Raw genomic sequence first — 24392 nt, 5'->3', positions numbered from 1 at the left:
TGCACTTTTACATAAAGCGAGTCACGGTAAAAAATCAAAATTAAACACCAAATTTTGTTACTTCAAAACGATTTAACAACCGATGCACCAAATAACACAGCAATAATGTCGCCACTATCGCTACTAAAATGCTACTGATACGATATAAGGCACTAAACACTAAGTCATTGTTTGGGGTTAAATATTGGCCAAACAAGATTCCTAAGGTGGTCATGGCACCAAAGCCGACCCCGGAACCGCTAGCCTCTCTAACATGCACTTGGCTAAATAGCATTAAGCCTATCCATAACAGTGGTATCACAAAAATTAATAATCCAGACCAATCATACAGCAAGCCTTGGCCAACTAAGCCAAACGTCACCCCAAATAAAGTGCCAATAGCACGTTTTCGAGCATAGCCAAGCGCACCATTCCAATGCATCGGAAATAACAATAATAACGTAGTGGCTTGAGCCGACATAGAATCTCGTAAGTTAAACACCTGAAATACTAAAAATGATGCCGTTGCAATGGATGCTCCAAGCAACGCTTCGTGGCGCATTCGATTAGGTGCTTTAACTACTGCCGCCATCGATGCTCTGGGCTCAACATCTGGCCATAATGCAGTCACGGCGTAAGCAATGATGACTGAAGTAACCGTTGCCCAAAAGTTACTGAAAATAAGGTTGTTAATATCAACACTAGGATAACTGGCAAAGTGCAGCATAATACTTAAACTGATTACTCCGTTTGCACCGAATAGAAATAAATTGCCACGCGACATTGCCGCAAACCGATACAAAAAAAGTGCAAAAACAATGGGTAATATCATTCCTGGATGAGAGCCAAATAAACCACCAACAATACCGACTTCAATGCCTGCCATTACTGCCGATGCCAACAATTGTCGCATAGCATGGGCATTCATTACAGGCACCAAACCCAATAACAACATTGGCGTTACGGTAAAAAAGACTCCATTGCTCAAGTCGAAAAACTTACATATTGCAAACCCTAGCGTTGCGCCCGTTGCAATGCGTAAACATTGACGAAAATCATTTGCTGTCAAAGGGCTATGACGTAATAACATCTAAAATACCTACGGCGTTGGAGAAAAAACACACAAAACTAATATTAATATTTTGCTATAGAAGCAGATAAACAACAAAAAGGAAGTCATACATTATTACGGATTGGCAAAATGGTATTTAAATTTAATACCAATTAATCAACAACTAAACGCATATATTAATCATTCATTTAGTATATATAATGCAACACACTCACAGCCTTGATTTGCAGCTTTGCAAGCAAACCAAGCAGAATACTATTTGGCACTAATTGCACGGTTGCACGCGCCCCAGCAGGCAATGTATTGATGGCTTGTTGATCAAGTTCAAGGTGTAAACGTAATCGCTGAGCATCACGCACCCAACGGACAGAATCCTGTGGTGAAGCTAAACGACCGTTAGCTTCAAATTGCCCAGCGCTAACGCCAGCATCTACGGTACTGACTTTAGCAGGATATAAACGCCCAGGTTGACCATCAAAGGTAATATAAGCCGTTGATTGCGGCTTTATGCCTCTTAGGCTTTTTTCTCTAAAGTCAGCAATAATATCCACTTTCTCTGATACTACGGCCAATAACGGCTGGCCAATTGTCGCAAAACTACCGACTTTTAGCTGTAAGTTAGTTACCACACCACTTTGATCTGCACGAATTTGGGTATAAGACAGGTTTAACTCAGCTTGAGCTAAGTGGTTTTGAGCTTGGCGCACTTTTAAATTATCTTTACCATCACGTCCACGACTTACGGTTAATTTAACTAACCGGGCTTTAGCGGCAAGTAAATTTGCCTCCGCTGTTGCTGCATTACTTTCAGTTTGATCTTTTAACTGCTGAGATACGCCCCTAGTAGCATAAAGCGTATCGATACGGGTTGCTTCGCTGCGCTTTTGTTGGGAACTGCTTAGGTTAGCTTTTATATCTGCCTGAGCAGCTACAATGGCAGCATCCAGTTCCGCATTATCTTGTTCTGCCTGTTCTAAGGCTAATGTAGCTTGTTCAACGGCCAGCTCATATGAGGCTGAATCGATTTTAAATAACACATCCCCCTTAGCAACCACTTGGTTATTTTCAACCTCAATCGAAGCAATTTTACCGCTAACTTGTGGGGTTACTTTCGTCACCATTCGTGTCGCCATAGCTTGAGGCGTCATAGGGATAACGGCGTCGGCAAACATAAAATAACCAAATACCAGTACAAACATAAAAATGGATATTTTAACGAGTCGAGCAAATTGTTGGTCTGGAGTCATATTATTTCTCATTCAGGGATTTTGTGGTCTGATTCAGTGTTCTTATGCAGCGCCGAGAGGGCGTTATCACTGATCAGACTAATGATACGTTCAAACTCACTTAATTCTTGGGTGCTAATGCCCGCCAATAAATCACGACGAACTGACATAATGCGACCTTCCATTTGTTTAAGCATGCCGAGACCTTCTGGGGTTAAACACACAATACGGGCACGCTTATCGGTCTCGCAGCAGCGGCGTTGTACATATCCTTGCTCTTCTAGCTGACTAAGGGTGCGCATTAGCGAAGGCAGTTCAATCTCTAAAGCATGAGCAAGCACCTTTTGGCTTACGTTGTCACCTAAACGTAATAGCTTCCATAATGCAGTCCAACGAGGATGAGTGAGACCAAGGGGGATTAATTCTGCATCCGCTGCAGTGCGCCATAAACGATGCAATCGCCCTAAGTTCTCTGCAAGAGAAAGTTCTTTTAATCGTTCTAATTCTTTATTCATAATGGATTGCCACTTACTTAGCATGCTAAGCATTATAACTACTTAGCACGCTAAGTAAATAGTCGAAGCGTGTAAACTTAACCATAAGCCGCAAATTAAACCAACTGCTTAATCGTTAACCCATGAAAAATCCTATAAATAAACTCCATATCAATTGCATAATTCGCTGTAAAAAAATCTTGAAAGATCAACACCCCTTAATACTTAATAGTCGTGATAAACAACCATCGATATAAATGGCCAAGCCTATTATTTAATCAAATGTGATCAACATCACGATAATAGATTGTTATTATGACAACACAGTCTAAATGACAATACTAACACACTGTCATTTTGACTCTGAAATTTAAAAAGAAAAATAAATAACCCTTTAAATAATAATAACTTAAATATTTAAAAATAGTTGGCACGACTTATGTATTGTCAGATTAACTGTATCAAAATGACTTTGCGCTAAGAGGACTCATGAGCAAAAACAAACTTATCGGCATTGCACTACTCATCGTGCTAGTTGCTTCCTTCACTGTATTACTCAGTTTAGGCAGCGGCATATATCGAGAAAAACCGCCTATTCCAACGGCTTTTACTGACACCAGTGGCCAACCTATATTTACCAAAAATGATATTGAACAAGGTCAACTCGTTTGGCGTTCAATGGGTGGTCATCAGTTAGGATCAATTTGGGGACATGGTTCTTATGTTGCACCAGACTGGACCGCTGATTGGTTACATCGTGAAGCTCAAGCTTGGTTGTCGATCACCGCAAACGATCGCTATAACCGCGATTTCACTGAACTCGATTCAGAACAGCAAGCCGGTTTAGAGAAAGGCTTGAGAGATGATATTCGCCATAACACAGTGGTCAAAGGTCCTGGGGATGAAACTCACGTCACACTGTCAAATACCCGAATTGCGGCAATCAATGAAGTGACTAAGCACTATTTATCCTTATTTGGTGATGATCCAGCATTGAGTTCATTACGTGAACAATATGCAATGAAGGAAGGCACGATTACTGATGCTGAACATCGTGAGTTGTTAAATGCTTTCCTCTTTTGGGGAGCTTGGGCTGCGGTAACTGAACGCCCTGGTTATGATTATACTTACACCAATAACTGGCCATACGATCCACAAATCGGCAACGTACCCACTTCTGATAATATTGTTTGGTCAGTATTAAGTCTTGTATCATTGCTTCTTGGTATTGGTATGTTAGCTTGGCATCACGCCACCTGCAAAGAAGAACCATTGCCAGAACCAGCTAAAGGTGACCCATTATTTTTTACTAAACCTACGCCATCACAAAAAGCGGTCGGAAAGTATTTTGTTACAGCAATAGGACTGTTTTTACTGCAAATATTAGTGGGTGGAATTACAGCGCATTACGCGGTTGAAGGCCAAGAGTTTTATGGTTTACCATTATCTGAAATTCTGCCTTATTCAGTTACCCGAACTTGGCATACTCAGCTAGCCGTATTTTGGATTGCCACAGCATGGTTAGGCACAGGATTATATATTGCCCCAGCACTATCAGGGTACGAACCTAAGTATCAACGCTTAGGTGTAAACGTTCTTTGGGTTGCGTTAGTTGTTATCGTTCTGGGTTCTATGGCTGGTGAATGGATTGGGGTACAGCAATACTTTGACCTAGACATGAACTATTTATTCGGACATCAAGGATATGAGTACATTGATTTAGGACGTGTTTGGCAAATATTATTGTTTGTAGGCCTATTAATATGGACAGGGTTAATTACTGCAGCTATGCGCCCAGCATTAAAAGTTAATAGCGACATATTACCGGCAATTTGGATCCTGTATGCCTCGTGTGTGGCTATCGGTCTATTTTATGGTGCAGGCCTATTTATGGGTAAACACTCAAACCTCGCTATAGCTGAATACTGGCGCTGGTGGGTAGTGCACTTATGGGTAGAAGGCTTCTTTGAAACATTTGCAACTGCCGTTATCGCATTAATGTTAGTTCGTTTAGGCCTCATCCGTGCACGCAGTGCCAACGGAGCGGTATTGTTCACAACCGTGGTATTTTTAACTGGCGGCTTAATTGGCACTCTACATCACTTATACTTTACCGGTACCCAAACCTCAGTCATTGCTTGGGGAGCAATATTCTCAGCACTTGAAGTTGTGCCATTAGCATTAATTGGTTTTGAAGCAGTGGAAACCTATCGTTTACGTAAAGCAAGTCCGTGGATGGAGCGTTATCACTGGGTCATTATGTTCTTTGTGGCCACATCTTTCTGGAACTTAATTGGTGCAGGTGTATTAGGTTTCTTAATTAACCCACCAATATCGCTCTATTTTATCCAAGGGTTAAACACTACAGCGACACATTCTCATGGTGCATTTATGGGCGTGTACGGTATGTTAGGCATAGGGCTAATGCTATTCTGTCTGCGTGGCTTAACAGGCGATATGCAATGGAACCATAAATACCTTAAAGGGGCATTCTGGACCTTAAATATTGGCTTAGCCGCAATGCTGTTTATGTCATTACTACCTGTTGGTATCGTGCAGTTTTTTGCGGTCATCGACCACGGTTATTGGTATGCCCGTTCTCCTGCAGTGATCCACAGCGACTTAGTAGAAAGCCTTGTATGGACGCGAATGTTTGGTGACATTATCTTCAGTATCGGTGGGTTGTTGATGGCGTTGTTCTTATTTGACATCATCAAAAAAGCCATTGTTAGCAAAAGCGTTAAAGCAAAACAAGCCACAGCACTAGCGTAATCTAATCGATAAACATGTTTAGATGAATATCACAAAGGGGCCTTCTGGCCCCTTTTGTGCAAACAATTTATCCTTTACCCTTGTTGTTATATTTACACTTGTCATAATGACACCACCTTGTTGTTAATTGGAGTTTGACATGCCATTAAGTCAAGCAGACTTAACTCGTATCGCACTTGATATCACCGCTAATTTATCTAATCGCGATCGCTTTTCGCGCTTATTAACCACGGTAAGAGAAAACCTCCATTGTGATGCTGCTGCTCTATTATCATTTCAAGGTCATCAATTTACCCCTTTGGCGATTGATGGATTGAGTGCTGATGTATTAGGACGCCGCTTTATACTGAGTGAACATCCGCGACTCGAAACCATTGCCCGAGCGGGTGATATTGTCCGTTTCCCTTCCGATAGCGAATTACCCGACCCTTACGATGGTTTAATCCCGAATGTAGATGGTGACTTAAAAGTGCATGCCTGCATCGGCTTACCGTTGTTCGCTAACGAGCAACTCATTGGTGCACTCACCATCGATGCGCTCGATCCACACAAGTTTGATCAATTTACTAATAGTGAACTACGCAGCTTTAGTGCCATTGCCGCTGCGTCATTAAACAATGCGTTACTGATTGATAAGCTTGAAAAACAAGCCAGCAACTTTAACATTCCAGGGACAAAAACATCAGGACTACTGGACCACGAAACAGAAATCATCGGTCAGGCCGATAATTTTTTAGCTCTGCTTAATGAAGTGAATGTGGTTGCGGCAACTGAACTCAATGTATTAATTTTAGGCGAAACAGGTACAGGTAAAGAACTCATTGCCAAAGAAATCCACCTGCATTCTGTCAGAGCAAAAAAGCCGTTGGTTTATTTAAATTGTGCTGCGTTGGCTGAATCTGTAGCTGAAAGTGAGCTCTTTGGTCATGTTAAAGGAGCTTTTACTGGGGCAATTAGCCACCGTAGTGGCAAATTTGAAATGGCAGATAAAGGCACCTTGTTTTTAGATGAGATTGGTGAACTCGCACTTAACTTACAAGCCAAGTTACTGCGAGTGTTGCAATACGGAGATTTACAGAAAGTCGGTGATGATCGCAGCTTAAAAGTCGATGTGCGCATTATTGCCGCAACCAATAAAGATCTCAAAAGCGAAGTATTAGCCGGACGATTTAGAGCCGATTTATACCATCGCTTAAGCGTGTTCCCCATTGTTGTACCACCATTGAGAGAACGCCGAGAAGATATTCATTTGTTAGCAGGCTTCTTTATCGAACGCTATCGTCAACAGTTGCACTTAACGCATTTAGCACTAGAGCCTTCATCACTGCAATTGCTTGAACAATATGATTGGCCTGGTAACGTACGAGAACTAGAACATGCCATCCATCGAGCTGCTGTATTAGCTAAATCACAAACCTCAAAAGAGGGTATGTGTCTGATAAAAAATAGCCATTTTGAATTTGCGCAGACCACAGACACCGTTGCCAGACAAAACAAAAAACCAACGATGAAACAATCTGCAACGTCTTTGCCACAAACAAGCTTACGCGATGCAACCGAGCATTTTCAAAGCCAGTTTATTCAACAAGCATTAGCCCAAACAGATGGTAATTGGGCCGCAACCGCACGTTATCTGCAAATCGACCCGGGTAATTTACATCGGCTTGCTAAACGCTTGGGATTAAAATAGCTAAAGTAAAAAAATTAGTTGAAATATTAGGCGCAATAAGTAACGATGCGCCCTAACCATCTGTACAAATAATCTGTACTAATTATCTGTACAAAATAGTCAAGTTTGGCAAGATATTGTAAGCTGACTAACATAACGCCTGTTTTAGGAATGATATAACCCTCATGATAAATTCGTTACGCTCTACTTTTATTGCAGCGACCGCTATTGTATTAAGTTTTTCGAGTGCTGCTGTTGAATATCGTCTACCTGCTGAAGGCAGTAATTTAGTTGGTGAAAACCAATATTACGTGGTTCCAGAAGGGAAACTCACCTTAGAACAAATTGCATCACAGTTTCAGCTCGGGTTGACTAATTTATTAGAAGCTAACCCTGGTGTTGACCCATTTTTGCCAAAATCAGGTAGCACTTTATTGATCCCTCACCAGTTAATTTTACCGGATACTAAGCGTGAAGGCGTGGTGATTAACTCGGCTGAAATGCGTTTGTATTATTATCCAAAGGGTAAAAATATTGTCGAAGTATTGCCTATTGGTATTGGCCAAATAGGAAAAGACACCCCAGAAAATTGGGTGACTCAAGTATATCGTAAACGCGCAAATCCAACGTGGACACCTACAGTTAACATTCGCAAATCTTACGCGGCTAAAGGGATAACATTACCAGCCGTATGGCCAGCTGGTGCTGATAACCCTATGGGTTTGTTCGCACTTTATGTAGGCAATTTATACGCTGTTCATGGTACTAACGCCACGTTCGGCATAGGGTTACGAGTAAGTTCTGGTTGTGTTCGTTTACGGGATGAAGATATCAAACATTTATTTGAGACCGTACCAGTTGGCACTCGAGTTGAGTTTATCAATAAACCTATCAAGGCCACTGAAGAACCTGATGGCAACCGTTATTTAGAAGTCCATGAGCCACTCTCACGCAACCAAGCAGAATTTGAATCAACAGAGCCAGTGCCATTATCATTCGATAAAAACACCACTCGTTTTGTTGCTCACCCAGACACTGATTCATTTACATTAAAGCGCTTGCTTGAACAACGTTCTGGCATGCCAACTCGCATTAATCCATAACAATATTGTAATGCTTGGATTGCTTCAAACATAACAAAAATGGCTTGGTTAATTAAGTAAATACTGTAATTAACCAAGCCATTTTTTTGATCTGATTTTATCAATAAATTAATGTTTACCCGGCGTCGCGTTCGTCAACTGATTCTATTCAACATCATCACTTATATTCTGGTTATCACCCAAAACTTCACTGGTTTGTGCTAATGCATCTAAATCTTCCATCGCCACGTTAACATCACTTTGACCTGCATTAAGTAATTCTTCGGCTTGCTCTGCAAATGAAGCCTGTTGATCCATTTCCTGCAATAATGCGGCAGCATTTTTTTCAGTCACACTTAATGTTGATTGTGGTAATTGTTGGGCGTTTGCTTGAGTTATATCAGCAAACGTTGGTTGACCGTGATTTAGCATGGAGAGGATTGTCGGTTGCATAAAGATTGCGGTTATAATCACGATAGCAGCTACAGCTACCAAGCTAAATTTACCCCTAGATATTGGCGTTTTCTTATCCGACATTGAAAGAGTTTGATTGTGTTCGGATAAACGTTCGCTATCAACTTGGGGTAACCCAGACGGGTCAGGTCCTTTAGTGCGCATACCGATAAATTGACCGCCATCATAAATTTCCATTTGATGGCTAGATACTTCCCCTTCTACAATACCAGAACTGACAATAGTGAGTTTATTGCAATGTAACTTGCCTTTAAATAAACCAGATACTCGCAACTCTTGACAAAAAACCTCACCTTCAACCACACCACTAGGTTCAATTTTTATTTGATCGGTTGAACTGATTTTACCCTTAGTTTGGCCTGCTATCATTGCTGGACCTTGGATACGCATATCACCATCCAACGCCATATCAACACCAATATAGGTCATGCCCTTATTTTTATTATTCATTTTGGGTCCTTGTTAAGATTAACTCTCAGGGTTAATAGATTGTTATTTTTTATCACAAGAGCTTAAAGGAAATACGTATCATAATAAAGTAAGTCGTTAATGGTATACTACTCAGATCAACAATTTACACTAAGTGCTATGTCACCATTAAAAGCTTACCAACAATGTACTCAACAAAATATTGTTGACGACCCAGCGCAAAAGCAAGCAATACTTGCTCTTGACTCGCTTTATCAGCAATATATATCGGCTAATAAGAATCCTCGAGGCTTATATTTATGGGGAGATGTAGGCCGAGGGAAAACCTTTTTGATGGACTTGTTCTATCAAAGCTTGTGTGGCCAGAGCATATATAGCGCACAGCCTCAAACGGATAAAACCGTATTACGTCTGCACTTTCACCGTTTTATGGCCATGATCCACCAGCAATTAAATCAAACATCGGGGATACGTGATCCTTTAACTCACATTGGTAAGCAGATTGCAGCTAAATATTCTGTTATTTGTTTTGATGAATTTTTTGTTACTGACATCGGTGATGCCATCTTACTTGGGCGATTATTTGACACTTTATTTAAGTCCAATGTTACCTTAGTCGCAACCTCAAATGTACCTATTATCGACTTGTATAAAAACGGTTTACAACGCGATCGTTTTTTACCTACTATCGATCTGCTTCAGCAATATACTCAAACCATTCATTTGAATGGCCAGATTGATCACCGTTTACTCGCTAATACTACAAACTTAACGACAACAGCACCTAGGCCTTGGCTAAAACTACCTTCATCAATAACACCTAAAGCAGTATTTGAACTATTATGTCAACAATACCCGCAGAAAAAGTCGAATATAATAAATCAATCTAATTCGATAGAGATTTGTCAGCGTGATGTTGCCATTGAAAGTCAATATGGTCAGCTTGCTTGGTTTGAATTTTCAGCCCTATGCCAAGGACCTCGTTCAGCGTTAGATTATATCGAACTTGCAGGACAGTTTAGTCATATATTACTCAGTAATGTGCCGACTTTAGGCGGTGAAGTTCGCAGTTGGATTAAAGCTAGAGGTACTGAGGATGGCGCAATAGCCACTACGACTGGTGAACGACAACTGGCATATGCAAGTGAAGACGATCCTACCCGACGCTTTATTAGTTTAGTGGATGAGCTATACGACCAAAAAGTGATGTTAATTCTCAACAGCCAGTGCCGTTTAGAAGAGTTGTATATTGATGGGGCATTACAATTTGAGTTTAGGCGTACTTATAGTCGCCTTGTTGAAATGCAACAATGGGCGTAAACAAGCCTGCAGCACTGAGGTGATCGGCACTGATCAGGCTAATATAAGTATAAGCGTAAATTTACTGAGCTTGATAATTTTCAATATCATTAAAACGACGTAAAAAATTGTCTAGCGCGTCATTGGTCGGATATTCAAACTGATACTTGTTGTGAAAAAATACCGTTAAGCTAGCCTGAGCATCAGACAAGCTAATGGTATAACCGTCATGATCGGTTTGCGCACTCATACCGCACAGCCAATAATCATGATCCAAATGGCCGTCATCATCACTTTCTATGGCGCGCTTCTCGCCATATTGAGTGATTTTATTAAACACTTTTAACGCCCGGTGAATATCAATTTCATTTTTCATATCATGATGCTCTACTATTAATATTTTATGTGTTCATCCAAAGATACTATACGCCGATTGCACTTAATAGATCAGCATAATATTCCTCAATAAAATAATACCGTATTACAGTCTATTTCACTTAAATAATTTCCCTTTGTTAACACAACAAGGCAAAATCGCGATACTTTATAACAGACAGAAGCTATAACATGCCTGATATTGTCATTGCCTTTTTTGCTCTTGGTTTGCTTGCCGGATTGATTAAATCAGATTTAAAAGTTCCTAAAGCCACCTACGAAACCTTGTCTATTTTACTCATGTTGACACTAGGACTTAAAGGCGGAATGGCACTCCATGGTGAAACCAGTCATTTAGCTATCACAGAATTGTTGTCTGTTATCGCACTGGGATTTATTATTCCACTGAGTTTGTACCCACTACTGCGTAAACTCATCAAACTCCCCCAAAAGGAAGCTATTAGTATTGCAGCCCATTATGGCTCAGTCAGTGCGGGCACATTTGCGGTAGTGATGACGATGGTAGAACAGTCTCAATGGCCTTTGCGACCTGAAACAACCTTGTATTTAGTGTTACTCGAACTACCCGCTATTATTATCATGTTGTGGCTACATCGTTACCTTCAAGCAAAAGTCACTGGCAATAGTGAGCACGCTTCAACTGGCAGCGTGTTACACGAGGCTCTAACAAGTCGCGGTGTAGTGTTACTCAGTGGTGGGCTATCATAGGTTGGCTTTATGGCACCAGTGGCATGGCACCATTAACCCCCATGTTACTAGGCGGTTTTAAAACCTTGTTAGCATTGTTCTTATTAGAAATGGGTATCAGTACCGCAAAAGTTTGTTTCCCTATCCCATACAAACAGTGGCGATTATTGTTATTTGCAGCACTCATTCCATTTGTACTGGCTTGGACGGGTATTGGTTTGGGAATATTACTTGATTTACCCTCTGGCAGCATTTTAGTGCTTGCGGGACTCACTGCGAGTGCATCTTATATCGCAGCACCTGCAGCAATTAAAGCCGCTATTCCAGATGCAAATATCGGTTTGGCCATGTTGGCGTCACTCGGAATAACATTTCCGATTAACGTATTAATTGGTTTACCAATATATCAGTGGTGGATAGAGCAAATACTCAGCTAAATAGTGAATAATCATCTTGAAAATAGATAACATACATCGAATCTCAGATCGGACTTAACCTACTGATGTGTTGAATTAAATAAATTCAACACATCAGTAAACATTTCACTAACTAACAGTGTTTAAATGAACCCAGTTAAACCGCTAAAATCTCATTATAAATTTCAATAACGCTATCAGTTTTTGGTTGCACACTTTGTACCGGTAATTTGCTGGGCAACTGTTGTAATGTCAACTCATGGCTCTCGTCTCGCAGCCAACAGTAAGTTTGGGTTAAATGTTGGGCCTGCATTATTGGCAACAATTCTAATTCGGCTAACACTTCAAAAATACGCACGTTATCAGACCAAATGGTTAACTCATGATATTCATGGGCATAAGCTAACACTAAATATTGTGCAATAAATTCAATATCAGCAATCCCACCGGCACTCTGTTTTAAATCAAATAGTCCTGAGTTTACATTCAGTAAATGTTCACGCATTTTAATCCGCATGTCTCTGACATCTTTGGCGAGTTCGACTTTATTACGTTCTTTTTGCAATATTTGCGCACGTAATTCACTAAAACGTCCTGCCAGCGAATAATCACCAAATACAAAACGAGCACGCACTAAAGCTTGATGTTCCCACGTCCACGCTTCTTGTTGTAAATAGGTGCCAAAGTGTTCAATTTCACTCACCAACAAACCAGAAGCTCCGGACGGACGTAAACGCATGTCCACTTCATATAACTCACCAGACGTTGTACGGGTGGCAAATAAATGCACCACACGCTGAGCAAGCTTCAAATAAAAATGACTATTATCGATAGGGCGTTCACCATCGGTGGTACCTGAGCCTGTATGCCCGTGTAAAAAAACCAAATCTAAATCAGAACCATACCCCAGCTCAATACCACCAAGTTTACCGTAACCAATTACCGCAAACCCCATATTGCTAGGACTCGTCCCCTCAGGAATACCATGGCGAGATGCAGTCTGATGCCAAGCTTGTAGCACCACTTGTTCGATAATGGCTTCGGCTAAAAAGGTTAAATGATCACTTACCTGCATCACAGGTAACACGCCCGTCACATCTGCAGCAGCAATCTTAAGCTGCTGAGATAATTTAAACTGCCGCAGTGCTTCCATTTGCTGTTCCATGTCATCTTCTGGCACGCGTAATAAGTACTGGCGTAGTTCACTAGGGTAATCATCAATAGAAGTAATGTCATACAGCTGCGATGGATCAATTAACTCATCCAACAACATCGGAAAGTTTGCCAGTTCACGGGCAATCCATGGACTTGCACAACATAAACTGACTAATTGTTGCCTCGCGCCCGGATTTTCACATAAAAGCTCTAAATAAGTTGTTCGAGTTAAGATTTTATCCAGTACTTTAGCAACAGGCCTAAACGCTTGGCTTGGTTTGGTTTGGCTAACAAGCTCTTCGAGGAGTTTAGGCATTAACTTATCTAAAGTTTCACGCCCTCGTGGCCCAATAGAACGTTTTGATACAGTTTTATGCCACTCACTTAATAGCGGCCATAATTCGATATCATCGATTTGTTGCTCTTGCAGTAATGCGTTAGCGTCTTCATCTTGCTGCACATTCCAAAATAAAGATGTCCAATGATCATTGTTTTCATGGCTATCATCACCACCAACAGTGTCATTAAAGTGACCATGAATAGTGGCCATTGCCGAATTGATTCTGTCGCGAAGTTCAGCTTCGTTGTCAACGTCTAATGGATAACATAAACGTTGCCAATCAAGTTCATTGTTAGGCAAGGTTTGTGTTTGTTTATCGTCAATGGCTTGTAATAAATTTTCAACTCGACGCAATAGAATGTAACTGTGCTTAAGTTCATCAACGGCTAAATATTCCAATTGACCTAAGCTGTACAAGGTATCAATGGCACCGAATAAACTCTGCTGACGCAATGCAGGCTCTCGTCCACCACGAATAAGCTGAAAACTTTGCACCACGAATTCGACTTCGCGGATCCCGCCAGCGCCAAGTTTAATATTGTCCGTTAAATGCCGACGCCTAACCTCTTGCGCGATCAGTTGCTTCATTTTACGCAGTGATTCAATGGCAGAAAAATCAATATAACGACGATAAACAAACGGCCGTAATAGATCATGTAATTCGTCACAATAGCCAGACCAAGGGCCAAGCACACGCGCCTTGACCATGGCATAACGTTCCCAATCACGACCTTGCTCTTGGTAATAGTCTTCTAAACCACTAAAGCTGACCACCAAAGGACCACTTTCACCATATGGACGTAAGCGCATGTCAACACGGAATACAAATCCATCAACCGTCACTTGGTCGAGTAAATTAACCAAACGCTGACCCATGCGAATAAAGAATTGTTGGTTGTCTTGAGTTCGTCGACCGCCGACGGTTTCACCATGCTCAGGAAAGGTAAAAATCAAATCAATATCAGATGAAAAATTAAGTTCACGTCCGCCTAACTTTCCCATACCTAAAATCAATAAAGGTTGTGGCTTACCTTCAGCGCTCGTCGGTGTGCCGTATTGCTGACTCATGTCTTGATATAACCAATCTCGCCCAGCAATCACTAATGCTTCAGCCAATGCAGATAAGTCGAGCAGAGATTCTTCAACTGGGGTGTAATTTAAAAAATCCCGCCACGCTAAACGCACCATTTGCAGATTACGATAACGTCTTAAAGCTGATTTAACTTGCTCTTCTTGAGTCAACTCTTGCAATAATGCATGTAACTCAAGGTCAAACTCACTGCGCACCACATCATCCAACAAGCCATTAAATAGCTGAACAATCCATTCAGGATGCCGACAAAGTTGCTCGCCCATGTAATAACTCAAGCTAAACACGATCTTTAACTCTTGTTGTTGCATGACTGTCAGTGCCGTTGTAGCTTCCGGCCAAACGTCACAGAGTCTTAACCAGTAACGATCTGCGCTGTCTAGCATGGCTACAGATAATACCTTGTCACCTTGGTTTTGCATGGCAATAATGACCCCTAAAGAAAATGAGTGTTGGACATATTATGTCAAGAGTGATATATCTATCGATTAGTCTAATGATCAGATTAATATCATTGACACTAAGATTACTATAACCTGTGTCATATTGAATTAGCACATGAAAAATCTACATTTTGGAGAAAACATGGTAGGTCACCTCCCCCGTGTACTCACATTGATGACGGTATTGATTGTCGCACTAACCCTTAGCGGTTGTGGTGACGAGAGGCCGGAACAAATTGCTCAGTACCAACAACTGACCCAACAACGCCTTAATCTGTTGGCTAGTTCGCTCAACGATAACCAGTTACGTAATGCCACTTTACTCAAACAATACACCAGTATTTTGGCTAAACGCCAACCTGACTTAACGCCATTATTGGAAGAGTTGGCTAAAGATGCCAGCACTGAAGGTCCAATGTTTCAGTCGTTAACTCGTCGTTATAAAGACTTAAGTAACAGCGCGAACTTTATTGATTTAGATCAGCAATTAGCCGAAGCACAGAATGTGTATCAAGCGGCTGACACCAGTTTATATAACGATATGTTATCTGATCCAGTTAACGTAGTTGCAGACATGTCTAAAGGGCAACTTGCTCGTGTTAACGCTATTAGCCGTGAAGCTGAAGCGCTAGCAAATGGTACTGATGGCAGTGGCGCCGGTAGCCAGCTTGTGGGTAATCCGGCATATGGTAGCTGGCAAAATAACTCAAGCGGTACGTCCATCTGGGCTTGGTATGGCATGTATGCGATGTTTTCTAATTTCACCCGCCCTATAGGGTACGACCGTTGGTCTGGAAACCGTGGTTACAGTTATTATAATGATGTGGGACGTTATCGTTACACTTCACCAAAGCAAGCAACTTCGCAAGCCAAAACCTTTGAACAAACCAAGAAACGTTTTAACAGCCAAGGGAAACGTTTTGATAGCCCTTATGCTAAAACACGAACCGGTTCGACTAGCTTATCACGTCAAAGTGCGAGTACTCCCAAAGCCAGCAGTACCACTCAGAGCGCGAGTCGAAAATTCCGTTCGAGCTATTCAAAAGACAGCAGTTTCCGTAACTCAAGCAGCCGCACTAGTCGCGGTGTTCGCCGTGGAAAATAGGTAAGGACTCACTATGACATTTTTTCAAGAATATGGGTTAACTCAAGATCTGGCGATTATTCTAGCCATTGATTTAACCATCGCTATCGTTTTACTGGCGCTAATGCGTTACTTGCAGGGCTGGAGCATTAAAGTCAACAGCAGTGCAGAGCTCGCTGAGCGTGACAATTTTGCATTTGGTATTAGTACCGCTGGTGCTGTTGCGGCATTAGGTATTGTGCTCACGGGTGCTATTACCGGCGAAGCAGCACCATCGTATTTAACCGAAGCTATCGGTATGTCGGCTTACGGCTTATTTGGTTTAGTGTTAATCAAATTAGGCCGATTTTTGCATGATAAAATCGCCTTAAATGAATTTGCTAAAAACGCTGAAATCCTTAAAGGTAATGTGTCTGTTGCCGTAGTAGATGCCGCAGCAGCTATAGCCACAGCCATTATTATCCGCGCTGTATTAATGTGGGCCGAAGATATTACCCTAGATACCTTTATTGCCATTTTTAGTGCCTTTCTAATCTCACAACTCATGCTAGTGATACTCACTCGATTACGAGAAAAACGTTATGCTCAACGTAATCAAGGTGCCTCAATGCAACAAGCATTAACCCAAGGTCAAACGGCATTAGCATTACGTCACAGTGGTTACATGATAGCCATGGCGTTAAGTTTTAATGCAGCAAGTCATTTCATTGTTTATAACCCAACCGCCCATCTAAGCAACATTCTTGGTTGGTGTGTATTTTCATTGATCATGTTGGCAGTGTTATCGTTATTAATCACTTTAGTGAAAAAACTGGTGTTGGCGGGTATTAATCTTGCTGACGAAGTTGAAAAACAACAAAACATTGGTATTGCAGCCGTAGAAATGGCGATTAGTATTGCCGTTGCCCTTATTCTCACGGCGTTAATGGCTTAATTTATGACAACACCTTTGCTCGATGAAGTTCCTACTAGCACAACGCAGGGGGACTCGCAGCAAAGTCCTCTCACATCCCGTCAAGTATCGTGGTTTGATGATGCCTTATTACTCGGCATCATGGCCTCGCTGGCGGGATGTGGTCTTATTTATGAATACTTATTATCTCACTATGCAGGCCGAATTCTCGGCGCGCTAGAAGCTGCCATTTACACCATGATTGGTTTAATGATTGTGTCAATGGGTGTGGGGGCATTTGCCGCCCGAAAAATAAAATGCGCATTCACCGGCTTTGCCATGCTCGAATTAACCGTGGCACTGTGTGGCTCATTTGCCATTATTGTTACCGCTGCTGTGATTGGGTTTGGTCAACAACTGCCATTAGCCATCGCCAATACACTGGGCCTGCCACCCGATCATTTACCTAATGGTGGCTTTATTGCTAGCCTGCAAACCCTGAGTGAATACTTGCCTTACGTTTGGGGAGTATTACTTGGGTTAATGATTGGTATGGAAATTCCGCTTATCGCCCGCGTTCGGCAATCCTTATCTGAAGCGCACTTACTGCATAATGCCGGCACCATATATGGTGCCGATTACATTGGTGCAGGTATAGGTGCCGCTATCTGGGTCGGTTTTATGCTGGCCATAGATATTCAATTAGCGGCCGCACTCACCGCCAGTGTTAACTTGCTCGCTGGACTGGTATTTATTTGGCGTTTTTGGTCAAAAATAAACCATGTCAAATTGTTGTTGATTGGCCATATTATTGCCAGTGTAGTCATTGGTGTTTTAGCGGTTAAAGGCCCTAGCTGGGAACAGCATTTTAATAACCTATTGTATAAAGATCATGTGGTCTATGCCAAAGCGACACGTTTCCAGCAGCTCAACTTTACTGAGCGATTACGTGGTGGCGGGCTACCTCCTGTTTATAATTTATATATCAACGGTCGTTTGCAATTTTCTAGCAACGACGAGCATATCTATCACAGCTTTTTAGTTCATCCAACATTGGCTGCCAGCGCACGTCACGATAACGTGTTAATCATTGGCGGAGGTGATGGTCTAGGGCTAAAGCAAGTACTCAAATGGCAACCTAAAACCGTTACCTTAATGGATTTAGATCAAGATTTGTTGGCATTATTTAAATCGCCACCGGCTGATATGCCACAACGTTTAAGCGATGCATTACTGGCGTTAAACGGCGATGCCTTGAATGACCCACGCTTAACCTTAATGGTCGACGATGCATTTAACGGCGTCGATAAACTTATTAAAACGGGCCAAATGTTTGATGCCATCATTGTGGATTTGCCCGACCCAAGCCACCCAGATTTAAACAAACTGTATTCAGATTTATTTTATCGCAAACTCAATGAATTACTCAGTGCAGATGGGGTGATCACGGTGCAATCAACCTCTCCTTATCATGCCAAAAAAGCATTTATCTCGGTTGGCAAAACACTCGCTGCTGCAGGTTTTAATGTCAAACAGTATCACCATAATGTCCCTAGCTTTGGTGAGTGGGGTTGGAGTATCGGCAGTAAAATGGGTAAAAACCCACAACAACGATTGGCCGCTATTGATCAAATGCCAGTACCAGATGACTGGCTTACACCAGGGCTTATCCACGCTTCATTTGAGTTTCCAAAGAATTTTTATACCGATATAGACAAGATTAAGGTGAACGAAATTGGTTCATTACAGCTGTATTACTACCACTTAGCTGCTTGGTCAGAAAATGAAGTCATTAATCTTTTTTAATTGGATTAATTAGCACTTGACATAATATGTCTAAATGCTATCTTTACTCACAGACATAATATGTCAATTAAGGGCACATATGAATATCCATACCATTGCAAATCACCTCAACGGACAATGCGATCAAAGCAAAACCGGTTTTCAGTTTGATTGTTATCTGATTGATGGTGACGTTGAAGTGTTGCAAGTCAATATTGTCGGCCGAGAAGAAATTCCGGTATTTGTATCAGTAACTGACAACCAAATATTGTGTATCAGTTATCTGTGGGGCGAAAACGAAGTAAACCAAGATCGCCGCGCTGAAATGTTTGAGACCATGTTAGAGCTCAACATTCCCATGCCATTATCATCATTTGCAAAAATTGATGATAAATACGTGGTTTACGGTGCATTGTCTGTGCTGTCAAGCATGGAAGAGATTGAACAAGAATTAGCCGTACTGTCAGACAACTGTCTGGAAGTTATCGATGAACTCGTCGAATTTTTAAACTAAGGAGCCAATTATGGGCATTCTAAACAAGATTCTTACCGCGTTTCGTGGTGGTGCAACAGAAGTTGGCCAAAATATTGTTGATGCAAACTCAACTCGAATTTTTGAGCAAGAAATTCGTGATGCAGAAAAACATTTAACTAAAGCCAAGCGTGAACTAACTGACGTGATGGCTAAAGAAATGCAAGCTAGCCGCGAAATTGATCGCTTAAAACGCAGTGTTGCTGAGCACGAAGGTTATGTGACCCAAGCGCTAGATAAAGGTAATGAAGCATTAGCTATCGAAATTGCTGAAAAAATTGCCCAGTTAGATGAAGAGTTAGCCGAGCAACAAACTGCCAATGACAGCTTTAGTTCACATGCTGTGCGTTTAAAAGATTTAGTGAAAAAGACCGAGCGTCAGTTAAATGATTATCAACGTCAATTAACTATGGTCAAAACCACTGAAAGCGTACAAAAAGCCACTGCGACTATCACAGACTCATTTGCGTCAAGCAACTCAAAACTGCTTAATGCTAAAGATTCACTTGAGCGTATTAAAGCCCGTCAACAGCAATTTGATGATCGCTTAAAAGCGTCAGAGACTTTAGCTGAAGAAAACAGTGATAAGTCATTACATGCCAAACTTGCTGAAGCAGGTATTGGTGAGCAAAAGTCGAACGCTAATGCCGTGTTAGATCGCATTAAAGCACGTAAAGGCTAAGCGGTTATGGGATTTCTTAGCGGCCTATTCGGCAAAAAAGAGGCCCCGAAGCGCCAGCTTGACCATCCTAACAAACTGCTCAAGGGTGATATGATCACCCTTGATGACAGTTTTGCTTTGCCTACGCAATTGCGTGGGCAACAGCTTAAGGTTGAAGCTGTTCATACTTATGAATACCAGCGCTCGCAGCTTTGTGAATTCTTATTACGTGGCCATAGCGGCACCGCAATCTACTTATCCTACGTGCAAGAAGACGAATCTTACCTCAGTATTTCAATGAAAATTAATCGCGCTGTGGTTGAACAATTGTTTGATCTTGACGCATTTGCTGAAATATTTGAAGAGCCTGGCAAAGCCACACTCTCAGTGAAAGCCCTTCCAAGTGAATTAAGCACAGAATTGGATAAATGGCTTAGTGATGAATATCATCAAGTCGAATTTGCAAGTTTTGGCTACTTCCATCGTCAAGATTTTCGAGGCTTAACACCTCCGCAAAATGACGATGATGCACATGGCGAAGGCTTTGAAGGTTATAGTTTGGTGAATGCTGATGACTCTCACGCTGTGGATATAGAAGTTTATGAAAGTGGCGACACTGAAGTAATGCTAACGTTATATCGTCCATTGACCGATATTAGAGAGTACTGGCCAGCAAGCTGATACAGGTAGGAGATAATTTTCTAATGAGCTCAGGCAAACCATTACCAGAGACATGGCTTAAAAACCAACAAGCGGCAAAAGCGACTCAAGTGGCTTTTGATTTGGATGAGAAACTTCAATACTCTATCCGCAAAGCCGCATTAGATAAAGGTGTTAGCCCTTCAGACCAAATCCGAACCATACTCGGATTGTCAGTATCTAAACGCCCTAAGCGCCCCCGTTTGACCGTATCGTTAAATGCTGAAGATTACGTCATTTTAGCGCAAAAATACGGCTTAGAAAGTGAATCTCAGCTGGAAATCAAAAAGCGTGTTCTAGATGATTTAGTTAATTTCGTAGACACTAAATTAACCAAATAAATATGCTTAACGATTCATTTCAGTAATTAAAAAACGCACTAGGCTCCTGTCTTGTGCGTTTTTTGTTATGATAAAGTTCATCATTTAATAAAGCCTATTGGCTAACCAACGTAAGCGGACTTAACTACATGCTCGAATCAAAACGTTGGTCTATCAAAAACGTCGAAGCCCCTAGCCCATTTGAACTTGCGATGATGGTACTATCGTTAGTCTCTGTGGTAATTGTTCTTACTATGACTTTCGGCCATTTCGATACCGAAACCAACAAGATTTTACTGTATATCGACAGCTCGATATGCGTCATTTTCATGATCAATTTTTTTTATGGCTTATTCAAAGCTCGCAATAAAACCTATTACTTAAGACATCATTGGATTGATTTTGTTGCCAGCATCCCAGCCATTGAAGCACTACGTATAGCACGGGTATTTCAAATATTAAGAGTGATCCGCCTTATCCGCATGAGCCGGTCATTAATAATCCCATTATTACGCCAACGAAAACAGACTACATTAGCCAGTTTATTGGTGGCAATGGTGCTCATTCTTGCGGCTGCTTCAGTACTTATTTTATTAGTAGAAAGCGCAGAGCCTAACGCCAATATCCAAACCGCTGAACAAGCTATTTGGTGGGCTCTCGTCACTATCTCAACTGTCGGTTACGGTGACTTCTATCCCGTCAGTACTATCGGTCATGTCATTGGTGGTTTGGTCATTATCAGTGGTGTCAGCTTTTTTGGGGTTATTTCGGGTTATATGGCTTCAGTATTTGTGGCGCCAGATGAACAAGAACGTAGTGAAGCACAAGAGGCTCAAGCGGCACATAAAGAACACATTAATAATCAGCTGACTCAAGCACTCGAACAAATGCAGCAAAACCAGCTTAAAATGGAACAAAACCAACAACAAATGCTGGATGAAATTGCCAAATTAAGACAACAACAAGATAAATAATCATCAAACTAAACCGAAAAACAGCTCAATAAAAAGCCCAAGATAATCTATATCTTGGGCTTTTTATTAGCATCCATTAACTAATTACCCACTAACTTTTGCCACCAAGACAAAGATTCACCGCAATTTTTTGCGGGTCTATAGCTGCTATCTAGCGCTGGCAGACCAATGATATTGTCACAATTGCCTTGCTTAGCCGCACCAGTGGTGCGATCAAAATAACCATTAATAACTCCATTAACAGGGATCATACGTAAACTCAGTGGTGGGCGTTGTTGCAAAAATGCTTGATACACAGCCATTGCTCCACTACTACCGTACAAACCCGTTTTACTATTATCATCTTGGCCTACCCAAATGGCCGCTACGTTACGTTCATCAAAACCGGCAAACCATGAATCACGACTGTCATTACTGGTACCCGTTTTACCCGCCAAACGCACCCCAGGAAAAGCGGCACCTAAACGCTTAGCTGTGCCATTACGTACCACTTGATTCATCGCATATTGGATTAAATAATCTGTCGCAGGATTGATCGCTTGGGATCCAGCCGCACGACTCACATCCAAAGCTTGATTTTTACTATCCAACACAGCGGTAATAGAGGTTAATTTACGGTAACGACCTCCATCAGCCAAAGTTTGGTAAACCTGCGCTACCATCAATGGCGAACCATTCACGGCACCTAGCAACATAGATGGATAAGGTGAAATATCATCAGCCCAACCCGATTTTTGTAGTGTAGAAGCAACATTACTAACACCAACGGCTAAACCGACATTAACTGTGGGGACATTCATCGAATCTTTAAATGCAGTAAGCAGAGGCACTTGACCACTGAATTTCTTGTCAAAGTTCTTTGGTGACCATGTTTTACCTTGTTCATTTTTTAATGTTATCGGCTTATCTTCAACAGGTGTAGCCAAGGTGAATTTATCACTTTGGTTTAATGCGCTGGCATATACAAAAGGTTTAATTAAAGAACCGATTGGGCGACGAATTTCAACGGCACGGTTAAATCCTTCATAACCGGGTACTTTATCGCCAACCATGGCCGCAATACCACCGCTGTACTTGTCGGTAACAACCATACCAACCTGAATATTTTTAGCGCGTTTATTTAACGAAGCCATCGTAGATGTCACCGCTTTTTCTGCTGCTTCCTGGGCCATAGGATCTAGCGTGGTATACACCTTAACGCCCGATTGTTGCAGTAACGAATCTCCATAACGATCACGGAGCTCTTGTTTCACAACAGCAAAAAATGCGGGTAATTTTTGATGCACTGATTTTTTTGCACTACGTAAGCCGATAGGCGACTCTGCAGCGGCCTTATATTGCGCAACAGTAAGCTTATCATTTTCCATTAATATGCGTAAAACGAGGTCTCGTCGTTCTTGAGCTCGTTCAGGGTAGCGCCACGGATTGTAATAAGATGGCCCTTTAATTACCGCCACCAAAAGGGCTTGCTGCGATACCGTTAACTCACCCACAGGACGGCCAAAATAAAACTGTGAGGCTAAGCCCATGCCGTGTACACCACGAGACTTATCTTGCCCCATGTACACTTCATTTAGGTAAGCTTCTAAAATCTCATCCTTGCTGTAACGAAAATCAATAATCAGCGCCATTAATGCTTCGCGTACTTTGCGAACAATAGAGCGCTCACTGCTTAAAAAGAAGTTTTTAGCTAATTGCTGGGTCAACGTTGAACCACCCTGCACAGTACGGCCAGCAGTAATATTGACCATTGCCGCGCGGGCAATGGCTAAGGGATTAACCCCAAAATGGTCATAAAAACTACGATCTTCCACTAAAATGAGTGCATCCATAATAATGGCTGGGATCTCAGGACTTGGAACAAATAAACGATCTTCTCCGTCGCCAGCAACAATGCGGTCGAGTAATACAGGCTCTAGATGGAATACCGCCAATTCACGCTTATCAGACATGCGAGTCACTGAACTCACCCCTTCAGAGTCAAAGCTAATCATTACGCGTTGCTCAGCTTGATTGCCTTCGGGATGTAAAAAAGGACGACGCCATAATTCAATACGAGTACTTGAAGCCGAAAACTCGCCAACTTGCCTTGGGTTAGCCACTTTTCGGTAACCAAGCAGTTTCAACTCTGCCATTAATTGAGGATGGTTAATTGCCGCACCTGGGTATAGCGCCATTGAACGACTAAACACTTGAGCAGGTAAATGCCACTTTTGACCTTCAAATTTTTGCGCAATAATTTGGTCTAAATAAATCGCATAAAAACTGACCACGGCGGCACCCACAATGGCTAATTTCCACGTGAGTGACCAGATTTTACGCCACAATGATGAACCACGCTTTTTTGCTGTGGCCGAAGACTTTTTAGTTTTTCTGGTTTTTTTTGTCATAACTGATTGATTCGTTTTCCATATAATCCTGA

Annotated in this window: 19 protein-coding genes and 1 pseudogene; 13 read left to right on the top strand and 7 right to left on the bottom strand. The window is 41.7% G+C overall.

Going from position 1 to position 24392, the window contains the following annotated elements; all coding sequences use genetic code 11:
* Positions 1–40: 40 nt before the first annotated feature.
* From FCN25_RS13395 to slyA, 3 genes are all read right to left on the bottom strand, one after another.
* Entirely contained in the window at positions 41–1069 is a 1029-nt protein-coding gene (locus tag FCN25_RS13395) for a DUF2955 domain-containing protein (protein WP_137225581.1), read from the bottom strand.
* Positions 1070–1239: 170 nt separating this feature from the next.
* Entirely contained in the window at positions 1240–2298 is a 1059-nt protein-coding gene (locus FCN25_RS13390) for an HlyD family secretion protein (RefSeq protein WP_137225579.1), read from the bottom strand.
* An 8-nt stretch (positions 2299–2306) separates the two neighbouring features.
* Entirely contained in the window at positions 2307–2792 is a 486-nt protein-coding gene (slyA, locus tag FCN25_RS13385) for a transcriptional regulator SlyA (protein WP_137225577.1), read from the bottom strand.
* A 468-nt stretch (positions 2793–3260) separates the two neighbouring features.
* Between slyA and FCN25_RS13380 the strand changes: the two genes are divergently transcribed.
* From FCN25_RS13380 to FCN25_RS13370, 3 genes are all read left to right on the top strand, one after another.
* Entirely contained in the window at positions 3261–5543 is a 2283-nt protein-coding gene (locus FCN25_RS13380) for a nitric-oxide reductase large subunit (protein ID WP_137225575.1), read from the top strand.
* A gap of 139 nt (positions 5544–5682) precedes the next feature.
* Positions 5683–7233 carry a nitric oxide reductase transcriptional regulator NorR gene (gene norR, locus FCN25_RS13375; protein ID WP_137225573.1) on the top strand — a complete coding sequence of 517 codons (1551 nt, stop codon included), beginning with the start codon at positions 5683–5685 and terminating at the stop codon, positions 7231–7233.
* A gap of 167 nt (positions 7234–7400) precedes the next feature.
* Complete coding sequence (locus tag FCN25_RS13370; RefSeq protein WP_167496116.1) at positions 7401–8315, top strand: L,D-transpeptidase family protein; 915 nt, start codon at positions 7401–7403, stop codon at positions 8313–8315.
* A gap of 144 nt (positions 8316–8459) precedes the next feature.
* On the opposite strand, the gene FCN25_RS13365 is transcribed toward FCN25_RS13370, so the two are convergent.
* Complete coding sequence (locus FCN25_RS13365; protein WP_137225569.1) at positions 8460–9218, bottom strand: polymer-forming cytoskeletal protein; 759 nt, start codon at positions 9216–9218, stop codon at positions 8460–8462.
* 99 nt (positions 9219–9317) lie between these two features.
* Between FCN25_RS13365 and zapE the strand changes: the two genes are divergently transcribed.
* Positions 9318–10517: a cell division protein ZapE gene (gene zapE, locus FCN25_RS13360; protein WP_137225567.1), complete on the top strand. Its 1200-nt coding sequence runs from the start codon at positions 9318–9320 to the stop codon at positions 10515–10517.
* Between the two features lie 61 nt (positions 10518–10578).
* On the opposite strand, the gene FCN25_RS13355 is transcribed toward zapE, so the two are convergent.
* On the bottom strand, positions 10579–10872 hold the full coding sequence (locus tag FCN25_RS13355) for a DUF3081 family protein (protein WP_137225565.1): 294 nt from the start codon (positions 10870–10872) through the stop codon (positions 10579–10581).
* Positions 10873–11063: 191 nt separating this feature from the next.
* On the opposite strand from FCN25_RS13355, the pseudogene FCN25_RS13350 reads away from it, so the two are divergent.
* A pseudogene (locus tag FCN25_RS13350) lies at positions 11064–12016 on the top strand (sodium-dependent bicarbonate transport family permease).
* Positions 12017–12152: 136 nt separating this feature from the next.
* Here the strand turns inward: FCN25_RS13350 and glnE are convergent.
* Positions 12153–15002: a bifunctional [glutamate--ammonia ligase]-adenylyl-L-tyrosine phosphorylase/[glutamate--ammonia-ligase] adenylyltransferase gene (glnE, locus tag FCN25_RS13345; protein ID WP_175405869.1), complete on the bottom strand. Its 2850-nt coding sequence runs from the start codon at positions 15000–15002 to the stop codon at positions 12153–12155.
* Positions 15003–15165: 163 nt separating this feature from the next.
* On the opposite strand from glnE, the gene FCN25_RS13340 reads away from it, so the two are divergent.
* The 8 genes from FCN25_RS13340 to FCN25_RS13305 all read left to right on the top strand — a co-directional run bounded on the left by FCN25_RS13340 (position 15166) and on the right by FCN25_RS13305 (position 21970).
* Positions 15166–16128 carry a hypothetical protein gene (locus FCN25_RS13340; protein WP_137227408.1) on the top strand — a complete coding sequence of 321 codons (963 nt, stop codon included), beginning with the start codon at positions 15166–15168 and terminating at the stop codon, positions 16126–16128.
* Between the two features lie 13 nt (positions 16129–16141).
* Complete coding sequence (locus tag FCN25_RS13335) at positions 16142–17041, top strand: DUF350 domain-containing protein (RefSeq protein WP_137225561.1); 900 nt, start codon at positions 16142–16144, stop codon at positions 17039–17041.
* A 3-nt stretch (positions 17042–17044) separates the two neighbouring features.
* Positions 17045–18805 carry a polyamine aminopropyltransferase gene (locus FCN25_RS13330; protein ID WP_137225559.1) on the top strand — a complete coding sequence of 587 codons (1761 nt, stop codon included), beginning with the start codon at positions 17045–17047 and terminating at the stop codon, positions 18803–18805.
* A gap of 79 nt (positions 18806–18884) precedes the next feature.
* Complete coding sequence (locus tag FCN25_RS13325; RefSeq protein ID WP_137225556.1) at positions 18885–19298, top strand: YjfI family protein; 414 nt, start codon at positions 18885–18887, stop codon at positions 19296–19298.
* 10 nt (positions 19299–19308) lie between these two features.
* Entirely contained in the window at positions 19309–19998 is a 690-nt protein-coding gene (locus FCN25_RS13320) for a PspA/IM30 family protein (RefSeq protein ID WP_137225554.1), read from the top strand.
* A 6-nt stretch (positions 19999–20004) separates the two neighbouring features.
* Positions 20005–20658 carry a hypothetical protein gene (locus tag FCN25_RS13315; protein WP_137225552.1) on the top strand — a complete coding sequence of 218 codons (654 nt, stop codon included), beginning with the start codon at positions 20005–20007 and terminating at the stop codon, positions 20656–20658.
* Positions 20659–20681: 23 nt separating this feature from the next.
* Positions 20682–21017, top strand: a complete 336-nt coding sequence (locus FCN25_RS13310) for a hypothetical protein (protein ID WP_137225550.1) — start codon at positions 20682–20684, stop codon at positions 21015–21017.
* Between the two features lie 128 nt (positions 21018–21145).
* Positions 21146–21970 carry an ion transporter gene (locus FCN25_RS13305; protein WP_137225548.1) on the top strand — a complete coding sequence of 275 codons (825 nt, stop codon included), beginning with the start codon at positions 21146–21148 and terminating at the stop codon, positions 21968–21970.
* An 80-nt stretch (positions 21971–22050) separates the two neighbouring features.
* Here FCN25_RS13305 and mrcB read toward each other — a convergent pair whose 3' ends face one another.
* Complete coding sequence (gene mrcB / locus FCN25_RS13300) at positions 22051–24360, bottom strand: penicillin-binding protein 1B (protein ID WP_137225546.1); 2310 nt, start codon at positions 24358–24360, stop codon at positions 22051–22053.
* Positions 24361–24392: the final 32 nt, after the last annotated feature.

Origin of the sequence: Shewanella sp. MEBiC00475, from assembly GCF_005234075.1 — a bacterium.
Classification (GTDB): domain Bacteria; phylum Pseudomonadota; class Gammaproteobacteria; order Enterobacterales; family Shewanellaceae; genus Shewanella; species Shewanella polaris.
Note: the sequence above shows the minus strand (reverse complement) of the source record. Positions and strands in the feature narration are given on the sequence as shown.